Origin of the sequence: Roseateles rivi (assembly GCF_043555845.1) — a bacterium.
Taxonomy (GTDB): domain Bacteria; phylum Pseudomonadota; class Gammaproteobacteria; order Burkholderiales; family Burkholderiaceae_C; genus Roseateles; species Roseateles rivi.
On the sequence record NZ_JBIGHZ010000006.1, the window covers coordinates 54,801 to 79,180 of the forward strand.

The window sequence follows — 24,380 nt, forward strand, 5'->3', positions numbered from 1 at the left end:
GCAAGCGGGGTGGCGGCCTTGTGGGCCGTCACCCCGCCCTTAGGGCCCGATCAAATCAGGGGCGGCGGTGCTTGCAGGTCATCCTCCTGTCGGGGCTTGAGCAAACCAGCTAGGCCGTGATGAGCGGGCTGAGCGGTGGCGTTTTCCGCCGCTTCCGCCACAGCCTGCGGTGGCAAGGGTGGCAGCAGCTGTTTGTCTGGCGCGGTCAACACCTCGTCCAACTTGGGCGCTGCGGCCTGGCCGGTGTCTTTGGCGAACCACACATCGCTCACCTGATGCTGGCTGCCGTCGGCACTGGTGTAGCTGGCGTTGAGGCCCAGCACGTTGCCGTTGTTCACATCGCTGCCACGTGTGGCATTGAGGTTGAGCTCCACGATGCCCAGGTCCACCAGGCCTTTGAGTTCACCTGCATCGGTCACGCCGTCGTGGTCAGCATCCACCCAGACTTGCAGCTTGCTGAATTGCTCGTCCTTGGCGTTCATCACGCCGTCGTGGTTGCTGTCGAGCTGGGCCAGTGCGGTGAAGCCGTCAGCACCCTTTTGACCATTGGCCAAGGTGGTGCCCGCCCCGAATAGCTCGGCGCCGCTGTTGATCTGGCCGTCACCGTTGATGTCCAGCGCCAGCAGGCCGTCGTTGCCGCCCACCCAACCCCAACGCTGCGAGGTGTTGCCCGTGGCGTTGATGTCGAAGTTCACGCCTTCGCTGGCCGACAGCGTCTGGATGCCGTTGCCGTCCAAATCCAGCACCAGCGGTGTGGCCAGGAAGAGCGCGTCGCGCTGGGCGTTGCTCATGCCGGCGATCTGTTCTGAGGAGAAGGCCAGGACTTGATCCATGGACATGCTGGCCAAGTCCTGCGTCTCAAAGCCAGACACTTGATCGGTGGTGAAGGCGGCAATTTGTGCCGTGCTCAAACCGTCGATCTGGATGGAGGTCAGCGCCTTGATGTGGTCGGTGTTCAGCGCCGTGATCTGGTCTGTGCTGAACGCCCCCAGCTGCGTGGAGCTGAAGCCCGCGATTTGCGTGGACGCCAGTGCCGCGACGTCGGCCGACTCCAGGGCCTGCACATGCTGGGTATCCAGCGCGCGCAGTTGTGCGGTGGTCAGGGCTGTCATCTGGCTGGTGTCCAGCGCCTCCAGCTGCGAGGTGGTCAGCGCGGCAAAGGCGGCCGTGGTCAGTGCGCGCAGCCCAGCGGTGCTGATGCTGGCGATGTCCTCGCTGTCAATGCCCACCACCTGCGTGGCGCTCAGGGCTGACCACTGACCTGCCGTGAGTGAGCCGATTTGATCGGAACTCATGGCGGCCAGATCGTTCGACCCGAACGCAGCCAGGTTGGCCGAGCTGATGTGGGCCAGGTCCACCGTGTCCAGCGCCGCCACATGCTCGGTGGTAAGCGCTTGGAGCTGCGCAGAAGTCAGGGCCATGACCTGGCTGCTGGTGAGCGCCTGCACGTCCTCGCTGGTGAGCTGGTTGATTTGCAGCGTGGACAAAGACGCCACTTGTGCCGTGGTGAAGGCCGCGATCTGGTCGGAGTTCAGCGATTCGAGCTGCCCGGAATTCAGACCACGCAGTGCCGCGGTGCTCAGCCCACGCAGGTCCGTCGTCTCCATGGCCGCCATCTGGTCGGTGGTCAAGCCTTGCAGCTGTGTCGAACTCAGCGCTGCGAACTGTGTCGAACTCAGCTCTGGCAGCACGTCCGTGGCCAGCGCACCCAGTTGGGTCGAGCTCAAGGACTGCAGCTGCAGCGTGCTCAGCGCGGAGAGGTCGTCGCTGGTCAAGGTGGACATCTGCTCCGTGCTCAGGGCATCCAGTTGCGTGGAGCTGAGAGCGCGGATTTGCGCACTGGTGAAGGCGTTGAGGTCCTCGCTGGCCAGGTCGCGAATCTGAGCGGTGCCTAGGGCCGCCACCTGTGCGGTGGTGAGGGCACCGATCTGATCAGAGTTCAGTGCATCGATCTGGGCCGAGCTGAGGCTGCGCAGCGTGGCCGTGGACAGGGCTCGCAGATCAGCGGTTTCCAGTGCCGCCATTTGCTCCGTGCTCAGACCTCGTGCCTGTGCCGAGCCCAGTGCGGCCACTTGCGCGGTGGTCAGCACTTGCACGTTTTCTGTGCTGAGCGCAGCGATTTGTGCCGAGCTCAGTGCTTGCACCTGTGCGCTGGTGAGGTAGGGCACATCGTCGCTGGCCAGGGTGCTGATTTGCTCTGTGGTCAGTGCCGCAAAGTTGCTGGAGCTGATGGCGCGCAGCTGCGTGCTGCCCAGAGCATTGAGATCCTCGCTGCTGAGGTTTCTCAGCTGCGTGGTGGTCAGCGCGGCGACTTGCGCGGTGGTCAATGCACCGATCTGGTCAGAGTCCAGCGCGTCGAGTTGTTCAGAACTCAGCACCTGTACTTGCGCCGTGGACAGGGCACGCAGTTGGGTGGAGCTCAGGACTGCGAAGTCCTCGCTACCCAGCGCTTGCACCTGGGCTGTGCTCAAGTTCGCGATCTGGGCCGTGCTCAGGGCTTGCACTTGTGCGGTATCCAAGGCCTCGATCTGGGCGGTACCCAAGGCCCGCAGGGACGCGGTGGTCAGCGCCGTGACGTCACCCGAATCCAGCGCTGCAATCTGAGCGGTGCTCAAGCCCACCACCTGGGTGGAGTTGAGTGCGGCCACTTGCGCCGAGCTCAGCGCCTGGATGGATTCGGTGCTGAATTCACCCAGCTGCACAGAGCTGAGGGCACGCACTTGGACCGTGCTCAGGGCTGCAACATCGTCGCTGGCCATGCCTGCGGCTTGAGCGGAGGTCAGGGCAGCGAGCTGCGAGGTGGTCAGCGCGCGGATTTGTGCGCTGGTCAGGGCGTTGAGGTCGTCCGAGCTGAGGTGAGAAATCTGCGCCGTGGTCAGCGCCGCCACTTGCGCAGAGCTCAAGGCGGCGATTTGGTCAGAGTTCAGCGCATCCAGCTGGGCCGTTGTCAGCGCCTGCAGCGCCAGGTTGTTGAGGTAGCGAAGGTCGCCACTCTCCAGGGCCGCCATTTGGTCGGTGGTCAAGCCCGCCACTTGGCTTGAGGCCAGGGCGCCGACTTGCATGGAGGTCAGTGCCGCCACGCCTTCGGTGGACAGGGCACCCACTTGCGCAGAGCTCAGGGCGCGGATTTGCGCAGAGCTCAGGGCCTCAATGCTGTCCGAGACCAGGGCGTTGAGGTTGGCGCTGCTGAGTGCGGCGATTTGCGCCGTGCCCAAAGACCGCAGCTGTGTGCTGGTCAGCGCGTTGAGGTCGTCGCTGCTGAGGGTGTTGATCTGCCCCGTCGTGAGAGAGGCGAGCTGCGCCGTGCCCAAGGCCTGGATCTGGTCGGAGCCCAGGGCTTCGAGCTGATCGGAGCTCAAGACGCGGATGGCCGCCGAGTTGAGGGCGCGCACGTCCGCTGTTTCCAGCGCGGCGATTTGCTCAGTGCTCAGTCCGCTGAGCTGACGGCTGCCCAGGGCTGCGAATTGCGCTGTGCCCAGGGCCACAATTTGCTCGGTGGAGAACGCCCCCGCTTGCGTTGAGCTCAGGGCTTGCAGCTGCGTGCTGGTGAGCGCCTGCACGTCATCGCTGTCCATGGCGTTGATTTGCGCCGTGGTCAGGGCCGCCACTTGCTGCGTGGTCAGAGCGCGGATTTGCGCGCTGGTCAGGGCGTTCAAGTCCTCGCTGGTGAGTTCGCTGACTTGCAGCGTGGACAAGGCTGCCACTTGCGCAGAGCTCAGTGATGCGATCTGGTTGGAGTCCAGCGCCTCAAGCTGTGCGCTGCCCAGAGCACGCAGTTGGTTGGCGCTGAGCGCGCGGACTTGCGCGGTTTCCAGTGCGGCCAGGTCGTCCGTCGCCAAATTGGCCACTTGCGTGGTGGTCAGTGCGGCCACTTGTTGGGTGCTCAATCCGGCGATCTGAGCTGAGGTCAGGGCCTCGAGCTGGCTGGTGCTCAAGGCTTGCAGCGCAAGGCTGCTGATGTAGCGCACGTCCCCCGATTCCAAGGCCTGAATCTGCTCGGTGCTCAAGCCTGCCACTTGTGCGGCACTCAGGCGCGCCACTTGCGCAGAGGTCAGGGCTGCAACACCGTCGGTGCTGAGCGCACCCAGTTGGGTGGAGCTCAGTGCGGCGATTTGCACCGTGCTCAAGGCCGCCACATCGTCGGTGTCCATGGCCGCGAGTTGCGCGGTGGTCAAGGCCGCCAGCTGTGCGGTGGTCAAGGCGCGCACCTGACCGCTGGTCAGCGCGTTCAAGTTCTCGCTGGCGAGCTGGGCCACTTGCTGCGTGGACAAGGAGGCCACTTGCTGCGTGGTCAGTGCGGCCATTTGGTCGGAGTTCAGCGCACCAAGCTGGGCCGAGTCCAGTGTCCGCAGCGTGGCGGTGGTGAGCGAGCGCAGATCGGTCGTCTCCATGGCCGCCAGCTGCTCGGTGGTCAGCCCTGTGGCTTGTGCCGAACCCATGGCTGCCACTTGTGCAGATCCCAAAGCGATGATGGCATCGGTAGAGAGTGCGCCGACTTGTGCGGAGCTCAATGCTTTGATTTGGGCGGTGGAGAGCGCGGCCACATCCTCGCTCTCCAAGTTCGCCATCTGTTCAGTGCCCAGGCCTGCGATTTGTGCCGTGGTCAGCGCGCGCACTTGGGCGCTGGTGAGGGCGTTCAGGTCCTCGCTGGCGAGCTGGCTGACTTGCAGGGTGCTCAGCGCCGCCACTTGCTGTGTGCTCAGGGCGCCGATCTGGTTGGAGTCCAGCGCATCGAGCTGGCTCGAATCCAAGGCGCGCAGCGATGCGGTGTTGAGTGCGCGCAGGTCACCCGAGTCGATGGCAGCCATCTGGCTCGTGGTCAGGCCCTGTGCCTGGGTGCTGGTGAGGGCGGCAAACTGTGTCGAGCCCATGGCGGCCACAGCCTCGGTGGAGAGGGCTGCCATTTGTGCCGAACTCATGGCCCGCAGCTGCGTGCTGGTGAGGGCCTGGGCGTCGTCGCTGGAGAGGTCGGCCAGCTGTGCTGTGGTCAGCGCAGCCACCTGCGCAGCGGTCAGTGCCCGGACCTGTTGGCTGGTCAGTGCATTCAGGTCTTCGCTGGTGAGCTGGCTGACTTGCAGCGTGGTCAATGCGCCCACTTGCTGGGTGCTCAGTGCGGCAATTTGGTCGGAGTTCAGCGCCTCGAGCTGGGCGGAGTCCAGCGCACGCAGCGTCCCCGTGGTGAGTGCGCGCACATCCACAGTGTCCAGCGCCACCATTTGCTGAGTGCTCAGCCCCAGAACTTGGGCCGATGTCAGCGAGGCAATTTGCGTGGAGCTCAAGGCCCCTACAGCGTCAGAGCTCAGGGCGTTGATTTGTGCCGAATCCAGAGCCCGCAGCTGCGCCGTGTTCAGGGCTTGGGCGCTGCTGCTGGCCAGGTCGGAGAGCTGGCTGGTGGTCAGTGCAGCCATTTGCGTGGCGCTGAAGGCGCGCAGCTGTGTGCTGCCCAGGGCGTTGAGGTCGTCGGTGGCCAGGCCCGCCACTTGCTGGGTGCTCAAGGCCGCCACTTGCGAGGTGGTGAGTTGCCCCACTTGCTCGGTGCTCAGTGCATTGAGCACGTCGGTGGCCAGCACGCGCAGCGCAGCGGTGCCCAGAGCGCGCAGCTCGCTGGTGCCGATGGCCGCGAACTGCTCGCTGCTGAGGCCAGCGACTTGCGCCGAGCTCAGCTGCGCCACTTGCGAGGAGTTGAGCGCGCCGACGTTTTCGCTGCTGAGCGCGCCCAGCTGTGCCGAGCTCAGGGCCCGCACTTGCGCGGTGCCGAAGGCTTGCACGCTGTGGCTGGCCAGTTCCGAGATCTGTTGCGTGGTCAGTGCTGCGACCTGCGCGCTGCTGAGCGCACGCAGTTGGTTGCTGGTGAAGGCGCTGAATTCCTCAGAGCCGATGTTCACCAGCTGCGAGGTGCTCAAGGCTTGCACTTGCGCGGTGGTGAAGGCCGCGATCTGGTCGCTGTCCAGCGCCGCAATTTGGTCGCTGTTGAGCGCGCGCACGGCCGCCGTTGTCAGGGTTCGCAGGTCTTGCGAATCAATGGCGTGGACTTGATCGCTGCTGAGCCCGCCAATTTGCGCGGTGCTGAACTGCGAGACCTGTGCGGAGCTCATGGCGGCGATGTTGGCGGTGTCCAGCGCGGCCATCTGGGCCGAGCTCAGGGCACGCACTTGCGCGGTGGTGAGCGCCTGCACGTCTTCGCTCTCCATGGCGGCCACTTGCTCGGTGGTGAGCGCCGCAATGTGGGCAGTGGAGAGGGCCTTGATTTGTGTGCTGGAGAAGGCGTTGAGGTCCTGCGTGTCCAGCGCAGCCACCTGGGCCGTGCTCAAAGCGGCAATTTGCACTGTGTTGAGCGCGGCCACTTGGTCAGAGTCCAGCTGCGCGAACTGCTCGGTGCTCATGGCGCGCAGGGCTGCGGTAGACAGCGAGCGAACGTCCAGCGATTCAATGGCGTTGATCTGATTGGTGCCCAACCCGCTGATTTGCGTGGTGCCCAAGGCAGCGTACTGAACCGAGGTCATGGCCTGCAGCGCATCGGAAGTCAGCGCGCCCACTTGTGCCGAACTCAACGCACGGACTTGTGCGGTGGTAAGCGCCTGCACGTCCTCGCTTTGCATGGTGCTGATTTGGTCGGTGCTCAGCGCGGCGATTTGCGCCGTGGTCAGGGCACGGATTTGCTGGCTTTCCAGGGCGTTGAGGTTCTCGCTGGAGAGCCCTGCCAGCTGCGCACTGCTCAGCGCAGCCACTTGCTGCGAGCTGAGTTGTGCGAATTGGTCCGTACTCAGCGCATTGAGATGCTCTGTGCCCAGCGCGCGCAGTGCCGCCGTGGACAGCGAGCGGATGTCGCCCGACTCCAGCGCCTGCACCTGGGTGCTGCTGAGGCCCAGTATCTGCGTCGATGTGAGGCTGCCCACCTGCGTGCTGGTGAGTGCGGCAATGTTGGCCGTGTCCAGCACGGCCAGCTGTGCGGAGCTCAGTGCGCGGATTTGCAGCGTGCTCAGGGCTTGCACGTCGTCGCTGGACAAGGCGCTGACCTGGTCAGTCGTCAGCGCTGCCAGCTGCGCCGTGGTGAGTGCGCGGTACTGGGTGCTGGACCATGCGGGCAGGTCTGCCGAGTCGATGGCTTGAATTTGCGCCGTGCTCAAGCCAGCCACCTGTGTGGTGGTCATGGCGGCCATTTGGTCGGAACTCAAGGCGGCGATTTGGTCGGTGCTGAAGTTGCGCAGCGCCGTCATGTTGATGGCGCGCACATCGTCGGTTTGGATGGCAGCGATCTGCTCAGAACTCATGCCCGCGAATTGGCGGGTGCCCAGGGCACCGATCTGAGCACTGCTGAGCGCCTCGACGGAGCCGGTGGACAGCGCGGCGGCCTGTGCCGAACTCAGGGCCAGCAGCTGGGCGCTGGTGAGGGCCTGCAAGTCGTCGGACTCCAGGCTGTTGACTTGCTCGGTGGTCAGGCCGGCCACTTGGGCCGAGGTCAGCGCACGGAACTGGCCGCTGCTCAGCGCGTTGAGGTCGCCGCTGCTGAGCGCGCTCACTTGCGCGGTGCTCAGACCCTGCACCTGGCCGGTGGTGAGCGCTTGGAGCTGGTCAGTGCTCAAGGCGTCGATCATGGCGGTGCTGAGCGAGCGCAGCACGGCCGAGTTGATGGCGCGCAGGTCCTGGGTTTCGATGGCCGCGGCCTGCTCGGTGCTCAGGCCCGCAGCTTGGCGCGAGGTGAGGGCGGCGAACTGTGCCGAGGTCATGGCCTCCACGGCCGCAGTGCTCAGCGCACCCAGCTGGACGGAGCTGACGGCGCCGATTTGAGCGGTGCTCAGCGCCTGTGCGCTGTCGGAGCTCAGGCCGGCAAATTGTTCGGTACTCAGTGCGCCAATGTGCCCGGCGTTGAGGGCACGGATCTGCGCGCTGCTCAAGGCGTTGATTTCGTCGGTGGACAGCACCGCGGCTTGACCGCTGGTGATGGCGCTGATCTGTTGCGAGCTCAGCGCGGCAATTTGTTCGGAGCCCAGGGCTTCGAACTGCGCGGTGCTGAGGCTGCGCAGCGCCACGGAGGACAGGGCGCGCATGTCCTCGGAGCTGATGGCGGCAATGTGTTCGGTGCTCAGGCCTGCCACTTGGTTGGAGTTGAGCACGGCAATTTGCGCGGAACTCATCGCCGCGATGGCGTCTGTGCTCAGCGAGCCCAGCTGCAAGGAGTTCAAGGCACGCACCTGCATGGAGCTCAGGGCGGCCACATCGTCAGAGCTCAGGCCCTGCAGCTGTTCGGTGGTCAGTGCCGCGACTTGGGCCGTGGTCAGCGCCCGCAGCTGCACGGTGTCCAGCGCGGAGATGGCGTCGCTGGAGAGGGCGTGCAACTGCCCGGTGGTCAGGGCGCCAATCTGGCGCGAGTCCATCGCGGCCACATGGTCGGTGCTCAGAGCGCCGATTTGAGCCGTGCCCAGCCCGCGCAAGGCGCTGGTCGATATGGCGGCTACGGCGTCCGTGGTCAGCGCCGCGGCCTGTTCGGTGTTCAGCGCCGCGGTTTGGGAGGAGGTCAGTGCAGCGGCTTGCCCGGTGCCAAGCGCGCTGATCGATTCAGAGGACAGTGCACCCACCTGAGCCGAGGACAACCCTCGCACCTGCTCGGTGCGAAGGGCCTGCACGTCGTCCGAGGCCATGGCGCTCACCAGCGCGGTGGTCAGGGCCGAGAGCTGGGTCGAGCTCAGCGCGCGAATCTGGGCGCTGTCCAGGGCGTTGAGGTCATCGGACTCCAGGCCGCGAATCTGTGTGGTGCTCAGCGCGCTGACCTGCTGTGTGGCCATGGCCGAGAACTGCTCGGTGCCCAGCGCGTTGAGCTGCGTGCTGGTGAGCGTGCGCAGTGCTGCGGTGCTCAGGGCGCGCAAATCGTCGGTCTCTATGGCTGCCAGCGCCGTGGTGGTGAAGAAGGACGCCGCACGGGTGCTGAGCGACGCGAATTGCGTGGTGGTCAACGCCTGAAATTGCTCTGACGTGAACGCGGCCCAATCCTCGCTGGTCAGTCGAGCCAGAGTGCTCGTCGACAGTGCGGCGATCTGTTCTGTCGTCAGGTTCGAAATCAGTGATGCCATGCTCTGCTCCCGCTCTTTTCAAGCGCTGGTGATTCGGTGTGGCGGCGAGCCCTGAAGAGATCCCGCAAGCTGCCGTGCACTGGCACGGTGGCATGCGAGCCCCCACCAGGGTTCGCCATGTGTCGGATTTCGACCCGGGAGACAGAAACTTGAGCAGGCGACTCAACCAAGCCCGCTCAAGCCGGAAATGCTGTCGTCCATAGCCCCTAAATCGACAAACTTGCCGACACTCTGCCTGCAATATAGGGTTGGAGGGGATGGACTGATGCGCGCAAAAACACCGCGCTCCGGCTTCAGTTCACGCTTCTGCCTGTTGCAGTGGTGATGTGCCAGATGTGATGAAAATGTCAATCAATTGCCGCTGTGGCGGCATTTAGGCCATTTTCAAAGTGGGCGCGCATGAGTAAATGGCAGGCTTTGGCATCGCGGGCCTGCAGGGCGACCATCAGGGCCTCGTGCTCGCGCAGCGACTCCGCCAAGCGGCCTTGCAGAAACAGCGAGTGGTGGCGGTTGAGCGTCATCACGCGGCGCAGCTCGGTGATGAATTGCTGGCGCCAGCGGTTGCCTTCCAGCTCCACCAAGCGCAGGTGAAAGCGCTCGTTGGCGGCAAAAAAACGGTCGCGGTCGTGAGCTTGTACCGCCAGCTCGGCGTGCAATGCGCTCAGCTCCTGCAGCTGGCTGTCGCTGGCCTTGGCGGCCATTTGCGCTGCCGCATCGGCCTCCAGCAGGCCCAGCAGCTGGTAGGCCTCGCGCACGTCGCGCTCGGACATTTCAGTCACATAGGCGCCGCGGCGCGGCTTCATGGTCACCAGCCCCTCTGAGGCCAGCACCTTGAGCGCTTCGCGCAGCGGCGTGCGGCTGATGCCCAGCTGCGCGCACAAGGCCTGCTCGTCAATCCAGCTGCCGGGCTCCAGCTGCCGGCCCAGAATGCGCTGGCGCAGCTGTTCCGCCACTTCTTCATAGAGTGGGCGTTGGCGGAGCATGTTGGAGCTGGACGTGGCGTGCGGCATAGGGGCAAAAAAGCAGGGCGCGGCGCTATGGCTCGACGGTGTGTGCGCAGCGAACCGCGCATGGGCAGATTCTAGTCAGAGTCACGCATTTTGAATTCATAATTATGAATTGCGTGTGCCGCTATGATGGCACGACCACCGGAGAGCCCCGCCATGTCTGACGCCGCCAACAAGCCCGAACGCCAACTCGAAAGTCCCGAGTTCCGCACTGCCACCCTGGAGCAGTGGGCGCAGGCTGCCGCCCGTCAGGCACCCGGGGGCGAGATTGAGCGCCTCAACTGGCTCACGCCCGAGGGCTTGACCGTCAAGCCGCTCTACACGGCTGAAGACGTGCAGGGCTTGCCGCACACCAACACGCTGCCGGGTTTTGAGCCCTTTGTGCGCGGCCCCCAGCCCACCATGTATGCCGTGCGGCCCTGGACCATCCGCCAGTACGCGGGTTTTTCCACCGCCGAGGAATCCAACGCCTTCTACCGCAAGGCCCTGGCGGCGGGCGGGCAGGGCGTGTCTGTGGCCTTTGACCTGGCCACCCACCGTGGCTACGACAGCGACCACCCGCGCGTGACGGGCGATGTGGGCAAGGCCGGCGTGGCCATTGACTCGGTGGAGGACATGAAGATCCTCTTCAACGAGATTCCCCTCGATAAGGTCTCGGTCTCCATGACCATGAACGGCGCCGTGCTGCCGGTGCTGGCGGGCTATGTGGTGGCCGCCGAAGAGCAGGGCGTGAGCCAGGACAAACTGAGCGGCACCATCCAGAACGACATCCTCAAGGAGTTCATGGTCCGCAACACCTATATCTACCCGCCCGAGCCCTCGATGAAGATCATCGGGGACATCATCGAGTACACGGCGCAGCACATGCCCAAGTTCAACTCGATCTCCATCTCGGGCTATCACATGCAAGAAGCCGGGGCCAACCAGGCGCTGGAGCTGGCCTTCACCCTGGCTGACGGCAAGGAGTATGTGAAAACCGCCCTGGCCAAGGGCATGGATGTGGACGATTTCGCCGGGCGGCTCAGCTTCTTCTGGGCCGTGGGCATGAATTTCTATCTGGAGATTGCCAAGATGCGTGCCGCGCGCCTGCTGTGGTGCCGCATCATGAAGGGCTTTGACGCCAAAAACCCCAAGAGCCTGATGCTGCGCACGCACAGCCAGACCTCAGGCTGGAGCCTCACCGAGCAAGACCCGTACAACAACGTGGTGCGCACCACCATCGAGGCCATGGCCGCCGTGTTTGGCGGCACGCAAAGCCTGCACACCAACTCGCTGGACGAGGCCATTGCCCTGCCCACCGAGTTCAGCGCCCGCATTGCGCGCAACACCCAGCTCATCATCCAGGAAGAGACCCACATCACCAGCGTGGTGGACCCCTGGGCGGGCAGCTACATGATGGAAAAGCTCACCCAGGACATGGCCGACAAAGCCTGGGCCATCATCGAAGAGGTCGACGCCATGGGTGGCATGACCCGCGCTGTCGATTCCGGCTGGGCCAAGCTCAAGATCGAGGCCAGCGCGGCTGAGAAGCAAGCGCGCATCGACTCCGGCAAAGACGTCATCGTGGGCGTGAACAAATACAAGCTCGCCAAGGAAGACCCCATCGACATCCTCGATGTGGACAACGTCAAGGTGCGCCACAGCCAGATCGCCCGCCTGCAAGCCATCAAGGCCAGCCGCGACAGCGCCGCCGTGCAAGCCGCGCTGCAGGCACTCACCGATGCTGCCCAAAGCGGGCAGGGCAATCTGCTGGACTTGAGCATCAAGGCCGTGCGCCTGCGCGCCACGGTGGGTGAAATCTCCGACGCGCTGGAAAAGGTCTACGGCCGCCACCGCGCCGACACGCAAAAGGTGACCGGTGTGTATGCCGCTGCTTACGACTCCGCCCAAGGCTGGGCCAAGCTGCAGGAGGAAATCAAAGCCTTCGCCCAGGAGCAAGGCCGCCGCCCCCGCGTGATGATTGCCAAGCTCGGTCAAGACGGCCACGACCGTGGCGCCAAAGTGGTGGCCACCGCCTACGCCGACCTGGGCTTTGATGTGGACATGGGCCCGCTCTTTCAAACACCAGAGGAATGCGCGCGCCAAGCCATCGAGAACGATGTGCACGCCGTGGGCGTCTCGACCCTGGCCGCGGGCCACAAAACCCTGGTGCCCGCCATCATTGCCGAGCTCAAAAAGCAAGGCGCCGAGGACATCATCGTCTTCGTCGGCGGCGTGATCCCGGCGCAAGACTACGACTACCTCTACGAAGCTGGTGTCAAAGGCATCTACGGCCCCGGCACCCCCATCCCGGCCAGCGCCAAGGATGTGCTGGAGCAAATCCGCAAGGCGGTCGCCTGATGCAGCTGGTGCCGGCCATCCTCCAAGGTGCCGGTCCGGCCCGGCGCCGCGCCCTGGCCAAGGCCATCACCCTGCTGGAATCCACCCGGGCGGACCACCGCGCCCAGGCCGATGCGCTGTTGACGACGCTGCTGCCGCACACCGGCCGCTCGCTGCGGCTGGGCATTTCCGGCGTGCCCGGGGTGGGCAAGAGCACCTTCATTGAGGCGCTGGGGCTTTTCTTGATCGAGCGCGGCCACCGCGTGGCGGTGCTGGCGGTGGACCCCAGCAGCACGGTCTCGGGTGGCTCCATCCTGGGCGACAAAACGCGCATGGAGCGGCTCTCCATGGATGAGCGCGCCTACATCCGCCCCAGCCCCAGCAGCGGCACGCTGGGCGGTGTGGCTGAGAAAACCCGCGAGGCCTTGCTGGTGTGCGAGGCGGCGGGCTATGACGTGGTGATTGTCGAGACCGTGGGCGTGGGCCAGAGCGAGACCGCCGTGGCGGGCATGACGGACATGTACTGCCTGCTGCAGCTGCCCAATGCGGGCGACGACTTGCAGGCCATCAAAAAAGGCGTGATGGAGCTGGCCGACTTGGTGCTCATCAACAAAGCCGACATCGACCCTGCCGCCGCCACGCGTGCGCAAGCGCAAATCACCTCGTCGCTGCGCCTCTTGGGTCTGCACCACCGGCCCGATCACGTGGCGCACGACCCTGCGCAGTGGCAGGCGCAGGTGCTGCCGCTGAGCGCCTTGAAGGGCGAGGGCATTGAGCGCTTTTGGGCGGCGGTGTCCAGCTTCAAGGCCAGCCAAGAGGCCCGTGGCCGCTTTGCCGAGAAACGCCGCCAGCAGTCCCTGGCCTGGATGTGGGAGCGCATCCGGGCCGACCTTGAGCACCGCTTCCAGCACGCCCCGGCCGTGCAGGCGGTGCTGAGTGAAACCACTGAGCGCGTGCTGCAAGGCCAGCTCGCACCATCCACAGCGGCCCGCGAGCTGCTGACCCGATTCCTAGGAGACCCAAGTCATGCATGACATTCAACAAATGCTCGAAGAAAAGCGTGCCAAGGCGCGCCTGGGCGGTGGTGAAAAGCGCATCGCGGCTCAACACGCCAAGGGCAAGCTGACCGCGCGCGAACGCCTGGAGCTGCTGTTTGACGAAGGCAGCTTCGAGGAGTGGGACATGTTTGTGGAGCACCGCTGCGTGGACTTCGGCATGGCCGACAACAAGATTCCTGGCGACGGCGTGGTCACCGGCTATGGGCTCATCAACGGCCGCCTGGCCTTTGCCTTCAGCCAGGACTTCACGGTGTTTGGCGGCGCGCTGTCTGAGGCCCATGCCGAGAAAATCTGCAAGGTCATGGACCAGGCCATGAAGGTGGGCGCGCCCGTGATTGGCCTCAACGACTCGGGCGGCGCGCGCATCCAAGAAGGCGTGGCCTCGCTGGGCGGCTATGCCGATGTGTTCCAGAAGAACGTGCTGGCCTCGGGCGTGATTCCGCAAATCAGCCTCATCATGGGCCCCTGCGCGGGCGGCGCTGTCTACAGCCCAGCCATGACGGACTTCATCTTCATGGTCAAGGACAGCAGCTATATGTTCGTCACCGGCCCCGAGGTGGTGAAGACCGTCACGCACGAGGAAGTCAGCGCCGAGGAGCTGGGGGGCGCCTCCACCCACACCAGCAAGAGCGGCGTGGCCGATCTGGCCTTTGACAACGATGTTGAAGCCATCCTCATGCTGCGGCGCTTCTTCAACTACCTGCCGCTGTCCAACCGCGAAAAAGCGCCCACCCGTCCCAGCGGCGACCCCTCGCAGCGCCTGGACCACTCGCTCGACACCCTGGTGCCGGACAACCCCAACAAGCCCTACGACATGAAGGAGCTGATTCTCAAAGTGGTCGACGATGGCGACTTCTTCGAGCTGCAGCCCGACTACGCGCAAAACATCATCACCGGCTTTGCCCGCATGGATGGGCAGACCGTGGGCATTGTGGCCAACCAGCCCCTGGTGCTGGCGGGCTGCCTGGACATCAAGAGCTCCATCAAAGCCGCGCGCTTTGTGCGCTTTTGCGATGCCTTCCACATCCCTGTGATCACCTTCGTCGACGTGCCCGGCTTCATGCCCGGCACCGCGCAGGAGTACGGCGGCATCATCAAACACGGCGCCAAGCTGCTCTATGCCTACGCCGAGGCCACCGTGCCCAAAGTCACCGTCATCACGCGCAAGGCCTACGGCGGCGCCTACGACGTGATGGCCTCCAAGCACCTGCGCGGCGACGTCAACTTCGCCTGGCCCAATGCCGAGATTGCCGTGATGGGGGCCAAGGGCGCGGTGGAAATCATCTTCCGCGAAGACAAGGGCGACCCCGAAAAACTCGCCGCCAAAGAGGCCGAGTACAAGGCGCGTTTTGCCAACCCCTTTGTGGCGGGCGCACGCGGCTATATCGACGACGTGATCCAGCCCCACGAAACCCGCAAACGCATCTGCCGCTCGCTGGTCATGCTGCGCGACAAGCAGCTGGACAACCCCTGGCGCAAGCACGGCAACATCCCGCTGTGATGCACCGTCTGGCCTCCGTCACCGCCTGGGCGGCACTGGCTGCCCTCACCGCGTGGGGCACGCCCGCCTTGGCGCAGCCGCGCGCAGTGCTTGTGTCCTGCGTGGGGCAGCATGCCCTGCTGGCCCAGCACCGTGCGCTGCTGCTGACCGCGCAAGACACGGCTGCAACCGACAGCCAGCAGGCCCTGCAAGCCCAGGCCCAGGCGCTGGGCGTGCGCGAGCCCGAGCTGGCGCAGCTGCGCCAAAGCGTGGCCGCGCAAGCCGCGCAACTGGCCGACCCCGAGCTGACCGACGACGCCACCAAGCAGCTGGCGCGCGAACTCTTCGCCCAGTGCCTGCGCCAGCGCGAACCCCAGCTGGCCGACGCCGTGCTGGAGCGCTGCGAGGGCGATCTGTACGCGCTGCCCGTCGTGCTGCTCTACCGCGCCGAACGCCTGCCCAAACGCGAGGCCCAGGCCGATTTGCAACGCCCCGAAAACCAGGGCGAGGACGCCGACACCCGCCAGCGCACGCGCCGCATGCTGGACTTTGCCTACCAAGGCAGCGGCCCGCGCCCCGGTCAAGAACACAGCTGGCTGCACGAGCGCCTGAGCGACTGGACCGCCCAGTGCCTGCGCCAGAGCGCCCCCGCCACGACCATTTCAGAACAGCGCCGGTGAGCCACCGGCCAGGAGATCGACCATGTTCACCAAAATTCTGATTGCCAACCGCGGCGAGATCGCCTGCCGCGTCATCACCACCGCGCGCCGCATGGGCCTGGCCACCGTGGCCGTTTACTCCGAGGCCGACCGCGATGCCCGCCACGTCGAGCTGGCCGACGAGGCCGTGCTGCTGGGCCCCGCACCCAGCCGCGAGAGCTATCTGGTGGCCGACAAACTTATCGCCGCGTGCAAAGCCACCGGCGCTCAAGCCCTGCATCCGGGCTACGGCTTTTTGTCGGAAAACGAAGACTTCGCACGCCGCTGCGAAGAAGAGGGCATCGTCTTCATCGGCCCCAAGCACGGCGCCATCGCTGCCATGGGCGACAAAATCGCCTCCAAGCGCTTGGCCCAGCAAGCCGGTGTGTCCACCATTCCCGGCCACAACGAGCCCATCCAATCGCCCGAAGAGGCGGTGCAAATCGCCCAGCGCATCGGCTACCCGGTGATGATCAAAGCCAGCGCGGGCGGCGGTGGCAAGGGCCTGCGCGTGGCCTTCAACGACAAAGAGTGCTTCGACGGCTTCAGCTCCTGCCGCAACGAAGCCCGCTCCAGCTTTGGCGACGACCGCGTCTTCATGGAGAAATTCATCGAAGAGCCGCGCCACATCGAAATCCAGGTGCTGGGCGACGCCCACGGCCATGTGGTCTACCTCTGGGAGCGCGAGTGCTCCATTCAGCGCCGCCACCAAAAAGTCATTGAAGAAGCGCCGTCGCCCTTCATCAGCGAGGCCACACGCCAAGCCATGGGCGCCCAGGCTGTGGCCCTGGCCAAGGCCGTGAACTACCAAAGCGCGGGCACGGTGGAGTTTGTGGTCGGCAAAGACCAGAGCTTCTACTTCCTGGAAATGAACACGCGGCTGCAGGTGGAGCACCCCGTCACCGAGTGCATCACCGGGCTGGACTTGGTGGAGCAGATGATCCGCGTCGCCGCTGGACAAGCGCTGGGCTTCACCCAGGCCGATATCCGTCGCGAGGGCTGGGCCATCGAGTGCCGCATCAACGCCGAGGACCCCACGCGCAACTTCCTGCCCTCCACCGGCCGCCTGGTGCGCTACCAGCCCCCGGCCGCCGTGCTGCAGCAAGGGCAATGCACGCTGCAAGGCAGCGCCTACGAGGGCGAAGCCTTCGGCGGCGTGCGTGTGGACACCGGCGTGTACGAAGGGGGCGAGATCCCCATGTACTACGACTCCATGATCGCCAAGCTCATCGTGCACGGGCGCGACCGGGCTGACGCTATCGCCCGCATGCGCCAGGCGCTCAACGGCTTTGTCATCCGCGGCATTGCCAGCAACATCCCCTTCCAAAGCGCCTTGCTGGGCCACCCGGACTTCGCCACCGGCCAGTTCAACACCGGCTTCATCGCCCAGCACTACCCGCGCGGGCTGCGCCAGGACGAAGTGCCGCACGACGACCCCCACTTCCTGCTCGCCCTGGCCGGCTTCATCCGCCGCAAAGCCCGCGAGCGCGAAGCCGGCATCAGCGGCCAGCTGCCCGGCCACGAAGTGCGCATCGAGCACGACTACGTTGCCGTGGTGCACGAAGGCGAGGGCCGCTACAGCCGCACCGCCATGCAAATCTCTGAATTCCGCGGCCAAGAGGGCGAGGCCCTGGTGCAAATCGGCAGCCACAGCTACCGCATCGTCTGCCGCTCGCGCCTCAACGACGTGCGGCTGAGCGGCACCGTCAACGGCCAACCCTTCACCGCCCAGGCCGAGCGCGGCACCGCCAAAAACCCGCTGGCCTACCGCATCCAGCACCACGGCCGCGCGGTGGAAGTCAACGTGCTCTCGCCCCGCGCCGCCGAGCTGCACACCCTCATGCCCTACAAAGCCCCGCCCGACACCAGCAAGCTGCTGCTGTCCCCCATGCCGGGCCTGCTGGTGCAACTGGCTGTGCGCCCCGGCCAAACCGTGCAAGCCGGTGAACGCCTGGCCGTCATCGAAGCCATGAAGATGGAAAACATCCTCACCGCCACCCAAGACGGCACCGTCAAAGCCCTCCTGGCCCAAGCCGGCGAAAGCCTGGCCGTGGACCAACCGATTTTGAGTTTCGAGTGAGATCTGGCATGAGTGAGACCAAGCCTTACAAAATCCTCGGCATTCAGCAAATTGCCATCGGGGGGCCGGACAAAGCCGCGCTGCGCAAGCTGTGGGTGGATGTGCTGGGCCTGACGGTGACGGGGCAGTTTGTGTCCGAGCGCGAGAACGTGGACGAGGACATTTGCACCATTGGCAGCGGGCCGCACCGGGTGGAGGTGGACTTGATGCAGCCGCTGGACCCCGAGAAGAAGCCGGCCGTGCACGCCACGCCGCTCAACCACGTGGGTTTGTGGGTGGACGACTTGCCCGCGGCGGTGGCGTGGATGAGTGCCAACGGCGTGCGCTTCGCGCCGGGTGGCATTCGCAAAGGCGCAGCGGGTTTTGACATTTGCTTCATCCACCCCAAGAGCAGTGCGGAGTTCCCCATTGGCGGGGAGGGCGTGCTCATCGAGCTGGTGCAGGCTCCACCCGAGGTGGTGGCGGCTTTGGGCTGAGCTCCCAGCTTTTCTTGCCGCATGAAAAAAGCGCCCCGCTTGGGGCGCTTTTGCGTTGGGGCACAAGCCCTCAGTTTTGCTGCTGGGCCGCGGCTTCGAGCGGGTCGCTCGGCACGGGCCCGGAGGCGGCGCTGGCGCTCGATGCCGGGGGTGTACCAAACAGCTCCTGGGTGTTGATGTCCGCGGCCTCCTCGGTGGGTGCAGCTTCGATCTGGATGTTTTTGTAGTCCTGCACCGGAGCTTTGTCCAGGCCGCCCGACACCAAGCCCGGGAAGGCAATGATGAGGGCCACCATGATGATCTGGATGATCACAAAGGGCACGGCACCCCAGTAGATCTGCCCGGTCGTCACGGGGGCAATGCGCTTGCCGGTGAGCTTGTCGATGTACTCCGTCAGCGGCGCCACGCTGCGCAGGTAGAAGAGGGCGAAGCCAAACGGCGGGTGCATGAAGGAGGTTTGCATATTCACCCCCAGCAGCACGCCAAACCAGATCAGGTCAATGCCCAGCTTTTCCGCCACCGGCGCCAGCAGGGGCACGACGATGAAGGACAGCTCAAAGAAGTCCAGGAAGAAGGCCAGAACAAAGATCAGCAGGTTCACGAAGATCAGGAAGCCGATCTGCCCACCGGGCAGGCCCGTGAGCAGGTGCTCCACCCACACCGGGCCGTCCACACCCTGGAAGGTGAGGCTGAACACCGTGGAGCCGATCAGGATGAACACCACAAAGCAGGAGAGCTTGGTGGTGGAGGTCAGCGCCTGCTTGAGCAGCGTCATGCTGATGCGCCCACGCGCCCAGGCCATGGCAAAGGCCCCCAGCGCGCCCATGGCGCCGCCTTCGGTGGGCGTGGCAATGCCCAGGAAGATGGTGCCCAGCACCAGGAAAATCAGGCCCAGCGGCGGGATCAGCACAAAGGTCACGCGCTCTGCAATGCGCGACAGCAGGTTCAGCCGCAGCACTTTGTTGATCACGGCCACCACAAAAGCCAGGCCCACGCCCAAAGACATGGACACGACGATGGTTTCATCGGTGGCCACCGAAGCCACTTCATGGCCTTTGAGCGCGCTCAGCACCTGGGCGTAGTTTTCGCCAAAGAGCACAGCAATGCTCGTGCAAATGACAGTCAACACGGCCAGCGAGGTCAGGCCGCTGCGGCCGTCATCTTCGCGAATGGAGCGTGCTTCCAGCGGCAGGGCAGGCACCCATTTGGGACGGAACACCGCCACCAGAACGATGAACAGCACGTACATGGCCGTCAGCACAAAGCCGGGGATGAAGGCGCCCTTGTACATATCGCCCACGCTCTTGCCGAGCTGGTCGGCCAGGATGATCAGCACCAGCGAGGGCGGAATGATCTGCGCCAGCGTGCCCGAAGCGGCGATCACCCCGCTGGCAATGCGCCGGTCGTAGCCGTAGCGCAGCATGATGGGCAGCGAGATCAAGCCCATGGAGATGACCGACGCGGCCACCACGCCAGTGGTTGCCGCCAGCAAGGCGCCCACAAAGATCACCGCAAACGCCAGGCCGCCGCGCACCGGGCCAAAGAGCTGGCCGATGGTGTCGAGCAAATCCTCGGCCATGCCCGAGCGCTCCAGGATCAAACCCATGAGCGTGAAGAACGGTATGGCCAGCAAGGTGTCGTTCTTCATGATGCCGAAGATGCGCAGTGGCAGCGCCTGCATCAGCGAAGCGGGCACGACGCCCAGCTCAATCCCCACCAGACCAAAGAACAGCCCGCAGGCACCCAGGCTGAACGCCACAGGAAAGCCCATGAGCAAGAAGACGACGAGCCCCGCAAACATGATGGGGGCAAGATTGTGTGCAATGAATTCCATGCTCAGGCTGCTCCCTCGGCGCGTTTTTTGGCTTCGGCTTGCTGGCGAATGACCTCAGCCAGCTCTTCCTCAGCACTTTTTTGTGCCGTCTTGGTGATGGGGTCGGGAATCAGGCCCTGCAAAAAGGCCAGGCGCTTGATCAGCTCGCTCAAGCCCTGCAGCAGCAGCAGGAAAAATCCCAACGGGATGAGGGCATACACCGGCCACAGCACCAGGCCACCGGCGTTGGAAGACATTTCCTTGGAGTGCCAGGCTTGCAGGAAGAAGGGCACGCCCAGGTACAGCACCACGGCGCACAGCGGCAGCAGGAAGACCAAAAGCCCGAACACGTCCACCCAGGCCTGCACGCGGCGGGAGAAACGTCCCACCACCACGTCAATGCGCACGTGCTCGTTGTTCAACAGCGTGTAGCCCGCGGCCAGCAAAAACGCGGCGGCGAACAAATACCACTGCACCTCCAAAAAGGCGTTGGAGCTGTAGTTGAAGACCTTGCGGATGACGGCGTTGATGCCGCTGATGAGCGTGGAGGCAAAGATCAGCCAAATCACGCTGCGGCCGATGACGCTGCTGAGCGTATCGATAAACCGCGAGATACGGAGCAAAAAGTTCATCCACCCTCCCTGAGATTACAAAGTGCAAAGCCCGACTCGGCAGGGCCGAGTGGGCAGTGGCTTCAATGTAAGAGCCCAGGACTGACGGGGGGCTGAATACTTGCCCTGCGCTAGGGGAAGTCCTAGCGGTGTAATCCCTCGGGCGCTGGCGCGCCTGAGGTCTGTGGCTTGCTCAGGCGGCGAGCGCTTTTTTCACAGCCGCGGCGACGTGGGCCATGTCGGCCTTGCCGGCCAAAGCGGCCTTGGCTTGGCCCATCACCTTGCCCATATCACCTGCGCCCTTGGCACCGATCTCGGTCACCAGGGTTTGCACAAAAGCGTCCACTTCGGCTTCGCTCAGGCGCTGGGGCAGGTAGGTTTGAAGCACCAGCACTTCGCTGGCTTCCTTGTCGGCCAAATCCTGCCGCCCGGCGGCGGAGAACTGGCTGATGGCGTCTTTGCGCTGCTTGATCAGCTTGTCCACGATGCCCACCACGGCGGCATCGTCCAGCTCAATGCGCTCATCCACCTCTTTTTGCTTGATGGCGGCCAACAGCATGCGGATGGTGGACAGACGTTCGCTGTCCTTGGCCCGCATGGCAGTTTTCATGTCTTCAGTGATCTGTGCTTTGAGGCTCATGGATGTGGGTCCGGGCGCTGGGTTGGGGGTTGGCTTGCCAAAGTGCAAAGGCAGGTCCGAACGGACAAAAGCCCGCAACAGCGTCCTGCGCGGGCTAGCATGTAGAGCCCACAGGAGTGGGCTCACGCTGAACTTCAAAAAGAAATCAGTACAGCTTCTTGGGCAGCTGCATGCTGCGCACACGCTTGTAGTGGCGCTTCACGGCCGCAGCCTTCTTGCGCTTACGCTCTGCAGTGGGCTTCTCGTAGAACTCACGAGCACGCAGCTCGGTGAGCAGGCCCAGCTTTTCAATGGTGCGCTTGAAGCGGCGCAGGGCCACGTCGAACGGTTCGTTTTCTTTGACGCGAATGGTGGTCATGAAACAGGGGTTCCTTCAAATGGCGCTCGGTGTTCGCTTTGGAGGCTTGAGCCGCATGCCTTTGGGCAGACCAAGTCCCCCGCACACAATGCAACCACAGCCTCGAAGCGGGTGTATCCGGATTCCGCTTCCGAATCGACGCGCTTGGGGTTTGCCAGCAAAGTCCGGAATTCTAGCCCATTTTTTGGATGCAACCAATGCTCACTCGACTTTTGGCGCTGGCATTCGGTCAAATACCGCCAAGAGCAGGTTCCTGATGCAAGCGGGCACTGGTGTCATCTTGGCAAATGACAAGTGCTCGGGTGGGGTGGTTCAAATGGGTGGCAGTTGCTGCAGGTTTGTGCGTGTGCCGTTAGTATTGTTTCCTCTACTTGCCTCCGCTTTCGCAACATCATGGCGGAGGTGACTTCTTCCTCGGTCCAAGCGTGCCATGGACTGAAGGTGGCTCCCTCAATGGCATCGTGCATATGGACTCCGTGCTGGACTCGCTTGTGACAGGAGTCGACGATTGGCTGACATCCCTAGGGGCTGGTCAGCCGGCAGCGGCGGTGGCTCTGGCGAGCTTGCTGGAGGCGTCTGGCGCGGCTGTTTCGCTCAAATCCCTGGCCGACGGTCGCTACGAATTTGCGAGCCGCCACTGGTGCCAGATGTTTGAAATCGACGGCGCTGCCATCGGTTTGGATGATGTTCACATCTTTTCCGCCGACGATGCCCTGATGCTGCGCCGTGCTGAGCAGACCTGTTTGGCGCGCGGCGGCCGCACCAGCAATGAGCACCGAATGGATTGGCGCGGACGCCGTCGCGAATGGCAGGTATGGCGGGTGCCTTGCGGCAGCGATCGTGTCCTGTCGCTGTGGTTGGAGCTCACAGAATCGCGCCGTCGCGAGGATACGCTGCAGCGGGCGCTTCAGCAGGTGGAGGCTCAACACAGGCAGCTGGAGGAAATGCGGCGGGATGCTCAGGTGGGTACGGGCCGCGATGCACTCACCGGCCTGTATTTGCGCCCGCATTTTGAAGACCAACTGCTGCGCGAGATCGACCTCTCCCAGCGCGAGCACCGTGAGTTTGCTCTTGTGCTGCTCTCCCTTGGTGTGGGTGCCCAGAGCAGTCCCGGCGCGGTGGAGTGCCTGATGGAGGCCTTGGGCAGAACGCTACGAACCAACACCCGAGCCATGGATTTGGCCTGTCGCGTCGGCGAGCGCCACTTCGCCGTGCTGTTCTCAGGCGTGGGGTTGGCCACGGCTCATGCACGTATGGAGCAACTTCGACGCCAGTTCGAGCAATTGCTGGTGGTGCATGAGGGTAAAGAGTTGCGCGCAGATTTGGCGATTGGTGTGGCCAGCTTCCCCCACACCACATCAGACCGTGCGACCCTGCTGGCAGCCAGTGATGCAGCCTTGGCTGAGGCCCAGCGCCGCGGCGGCAGTCACGTTGTGCTGGCACCCATCGCGTTTGAGCCCGGCCGCTGGCGCGATAGTGGCTCGGGCGCAGAAGGCTGAAGTTTCAGCCTGAACTCGCAGTTGTTGGCAATATGGCTGCGCTTCAGCGGTCCAGCCTGCTCAAGACATCGGCCCACTCTTTGGGTGTCACGGGAGTGACTGAGAGACGGTTGCCGGGCTGCAGCACGCGCATGGTTTGGAGCGCGCTGTCGGAGCGCATTTCAGCCAGACTCAAAAAACGCGTTTTCTTCAGCAAGCTCACCTCCACCTGGAGCCAGCGCGGCTTGCTCGAGGTGGACTTCGGGTCGTAGTAGGGGCTGCTTGGGTCGAACTGGGTGCTGTCGGGTTGCGCAGCCGATGCCACTCGGGCCAGACCTGCAATGCCGGGTATGGGGCAGGAGGAGTGGTAGAAGAGCACGCCATCGCCGATTTGCATCAGGTCGCGCATGAAGTTGCGTGCCTGGTAGTTGCGCACGCCGGTCCAGGGGAGGCGCTGGTCGGGTGCGGCAGCGAGGTCGTCGATCGAGCACTCGTGAGGCTCAGACTTCATCAACCAGTAGTTCATGGCCTGGCGGGTGCAAGAGGGGGGTGTCTACCGCGAACCGTAGGCCGCATTCCTGAACCCAGGGGATTCAGGTGGGCGAGGTCAGAGGGGCTTCGGGTTCATCTGACGCGAGACGATCACACCAGCCCGACGATGTTCCAAGCCCTGGCTCGCGAGAGCATCGGTTCAAGGAAATATAGAACCTACGCGAACGCAGCAGACCGCTGCAGTTTAACCGCCTGAAGGCGTGTCGGAGGGGAATTCCAGTGCTTCGTCCAGTCGGCGGATCAGCGAACCCAGGTCTGCTGGTGCTTCGTTACCTGTTTCGCTGGAGGTGCTGTGGGTTTCGTCAGAGCCGGAAAAGGCCAAATTCAGCGCCGCCAGTACCGCAATGCGTTCACGGGCCTTGATGCGGCCAGAGTCGCGAATGCTGCACATCTCCTTGTCTACGCGTGCGACGGCACGTGCCAGTGCACTCTCGCCGCCGGGGGGGCAGCCCAGCAAGTAGCTCTGACCCATGATGGTGACTTCGATTTGCTTCATGGGTGATCCTTGCTGCTGGTCTGAGCTTCTGTTGTGGGTTCCGTGGGGATGCGATCGAGGAGGGCATCGACCCTTGCACGCGCTGCTGACAGTCGCGAGCGAAGGCTATCGCGCTCGCGTGTGAGGGTCAGGACCTGTTGCTGTAGTTGCGCATTGGTGCTGCGCAAATCTTCATGGCGCTGCAGCAGGCGCTCTACGCGCTCAAAAAGGTCTTGAAAGCTCGACATGACTGGGGATTTGGGAACT

The 24,380-nt window shown here is 64.2% G+C and carries 16 protein-coding genes and 1 other RNA gene; 7 read left to right on the plus strand and 10 right to left on the minus strand.

What is annotated here, in order from left to right; all coding sequences use genetic code 11:
- Positions 1-50 precede the first annotated feature (50 nt).
- Together ACG0Z6_RS15350 and ACG0Z6_RS15355 are read right to left on the minus strand one after the other, a co-directional pair.
- Positions 51-9,068 (minus strand): hypothetical protein, encoded by a 9,018-nt coding sequence (locus ACG0Z6_RS15350; protein WP_394462977.1) that lies wholly within the window; start codon positions 9,066-9,068, stop codon positions 51-53.
- Positions 9,069-9,415: 347 nt separating this feature from the next.
- Positions 9,416-10,051: a GntR family transcriptional regulator gene (locus ACG0Z6_RS15355; RefSeq protein ID WP_394462979.1), complete on the minus strand. Its 636-nt coding sequence runs from the start codon at positions 10,049-10,051 to the stop codon at positions 9,416-9,418.
- A 180-nt stretch (positions 10,052-10,231) separates the two neighbouring features.
- On the opposite strand from ACG0Z6_RS15355, the gene scpA reads away from it, so the two are divergent.
- The 6 genes from scpA to ACG0Z6_RS15385 are packed head-to-tail and all read left to right on the plus strand — an operon-like array spanning position 10,232 to position 18,186.
- Positions 10,232-12,415: a methylmalonyl-CoA mutase gene (gene scpA / locus ACG0Z6_RS15360; protein ID WP_394462981.1), complete on the plus strand. Its 2,184-nt coding sequence runs from the start codon at positions 10,232-10,234 to the stop codon at positions 12,413-12,415.
- Entirely contained in the window at positions 12,415-13,428 is a 1,014-nt protein-coding gene (gene meaB, locus ACG0Z6_RS15365; RefSeq protein ID WP_394462983.1) for a methylmalonyl Co-A mutase-associated GTPase MeaB, read from the plus strand. Before scpA ends, meaB begins: the two co-directional genes overlap by 1 nt.
- Positions 13,421-14,953 carry an acyl-CoA carboxylase subunit beta gene (locus tag ACG0Z6_RS15370; RefSeq protein WP_394462985.1) on the plus strand — a complete coding sequence of 511 codons (1,533 nt, stop codon included), beginning with the start codon at positions 13,421-13,423 and terminating at the stop codon, positions 14,951-14,953. The genes meaB and ACG0Z6_RS15370 overlap by 8 nt, the downstream gene beginning before the upstream one ends.
- Entirely contained in the window at positions 14,953-15,612 is a 660-nt protein-coding gene (locus ACG0Z6_RS15375; RefSeq protein WP_394462987.1) for a hypothetical protein, read from the plus strand. The genes ACG0Z6_RS15370 and ACG0Z6_RS15375 overlap by 1 nt, the downstream gene beginning before the upstream one ends.
- Before the next feature lie 22 nt (positions 15,613-15,634).
- Positions 15,635-17,710: an acetyl-CoA carboxylase biotin carboxylase subunit gene (locus ACG0Z6_RS15380; protein ID WP_394462989.1), complete on the plus strand. Its 2,076-nt coding sequence runs from the start codon at positions 15,635-15,637 to the stop codon at positions 17,708-17,710.
- 8 nt (positions 17,711-17,718) lie between these two features.
- The gene (locus ACG0Z6_RS15385) at positions 17,719-18,186 is read left to right on the plus strand and encodes a VOC family protein (protein ID WP_394462991.1); all 468 of its coding nucleotides are present in this window, start codon (positions 17,719-17,721) and stop codon (positions 18,184-18,186) included.
- Between the two features lie 70 nt (positions 18,187-18,256).
- Here ACG0Z6_RS15385 and ACG0Z6_RS15390 read toward each other — a convergent pair whose 3' ends face one another.
- From ACG0Z6_RS15390 to rpsU, 4 genes are all read right to left on the minus strand, one after another.
- Positions 18,257-20,020, minus strand: a complete 1,764-nt coding sequence (locus ACG0Z6_RS15390; protein WP_394462993.1) for a TRAP transporter large permease — start codon at positions 20,018-20,020, stop codon at positions 18,257-18,259.
- Positions 20,021-20,022: 2 nt separating this feature from the next.
- Complete coding sequence (locus tag ACG0Z6_RS15395; protein WP_394462995.1) at positions 20,023-20,631, minus strand: TRAP transporter small permease subunit; 609 nt, start codon at positions 20,629-20,631, stop codon at positions 20,023-20,025.
- Positions 20,632-20,803: 172 nt separating this feature from the next.
- Positions 20,804-21,250 carry a GatB/YqeY domain-containing protein gene (locus tag ACG0Z6_RS15400; RefSeq protein WP_394462997.1) on the minus strand — a complete coding sequence of 149 codons (447 nt, stop codon included), beginning with the start codon at positions 21,248-21,250 and terminating at the stop codon, positions 20,804-20,806.
- Positions 21,251-21,395: 145 nt separating this feature from the next.
- Entirely contained in the window at positions 21,396-21,608 is a 213-nt protein-coding gene (rpsU, locus tag ACG0Z6_RS15405; RefSeq protein ID WP_012346814.1) for a 30S ribosomal protein S21, read from the minus strand.
- 425 nt (positions 21,609-22,033) lie between these two features.
- Here rpsU and ACG0Z6_RS15410 point away from each other — a divergent pair, with 425 nt between their 5' ends.
- Positions 22,034-23,107 carry a GGDEF domain-containing protein gene (locus ACG0Z6_RS15410; protein ID WP_394462999.1) on the plus strand — a complete coding sequence of 358 codons (1,074 nt, stop codon included), beginning with the start codon at positions 22,034-22,036 and terminating at the stop codon, positions 23,105-23,107.
- A gap of 43 nt (positions 23,108-23,150) precedes the next feature.
- Here the strand turns inward: ACG0Z6_RS15410 and ACG0Z6_RS15415 are convergent, their stop codons facing one another.
- From ACG0Z6_RS15415 to ACG0Z6_RS15425, 4 genes are all read right to left on the minus strand, one after another.
- Positions 23,151-23,612, minus strand: coding sequence for an EVE domain-containing protein (locus ACG0Z6_RS15415; protein WP_394463001.1), 462 nt, complete (start codon positions 23,610-23,612; stop codon positions 23,151-23,153).
- Positions 23,613-23,635: 23 nt separating this feature from the next.
- A non-coding RNA gene (gene ssrS, locus ACG0Z6_RS16715) (6S RNA) lies at positions 23,636-23,814 on the minus strand.
- A gap of 8 nt (positions 23,815-23,822) precedes the next feature.
- Entirely contained in the window at positions 23,823-24,134 is a 312-nt protein-coding gene (locus ACG0Z6_RS15420; RefSeq protein WP_394463003.1) for a cell division protein ZapA, read from the minus strand.
- Entirely contained in the window at positions 24,131-24,361 is a 231-nt protein-coding gene (locus ACG0Z6_RS15425; protein WP_394463005.1) for a DUF904 domain-containing protein, read from the minus strand. Before ACG0Z6_RS15425 ends, ACG0Z6_RS15420 begins: the two co-directional genes overlap by 4 nt.
- Between the last annotated feature and the right edge of the window lie 19 nt (positions 24,362-24,380).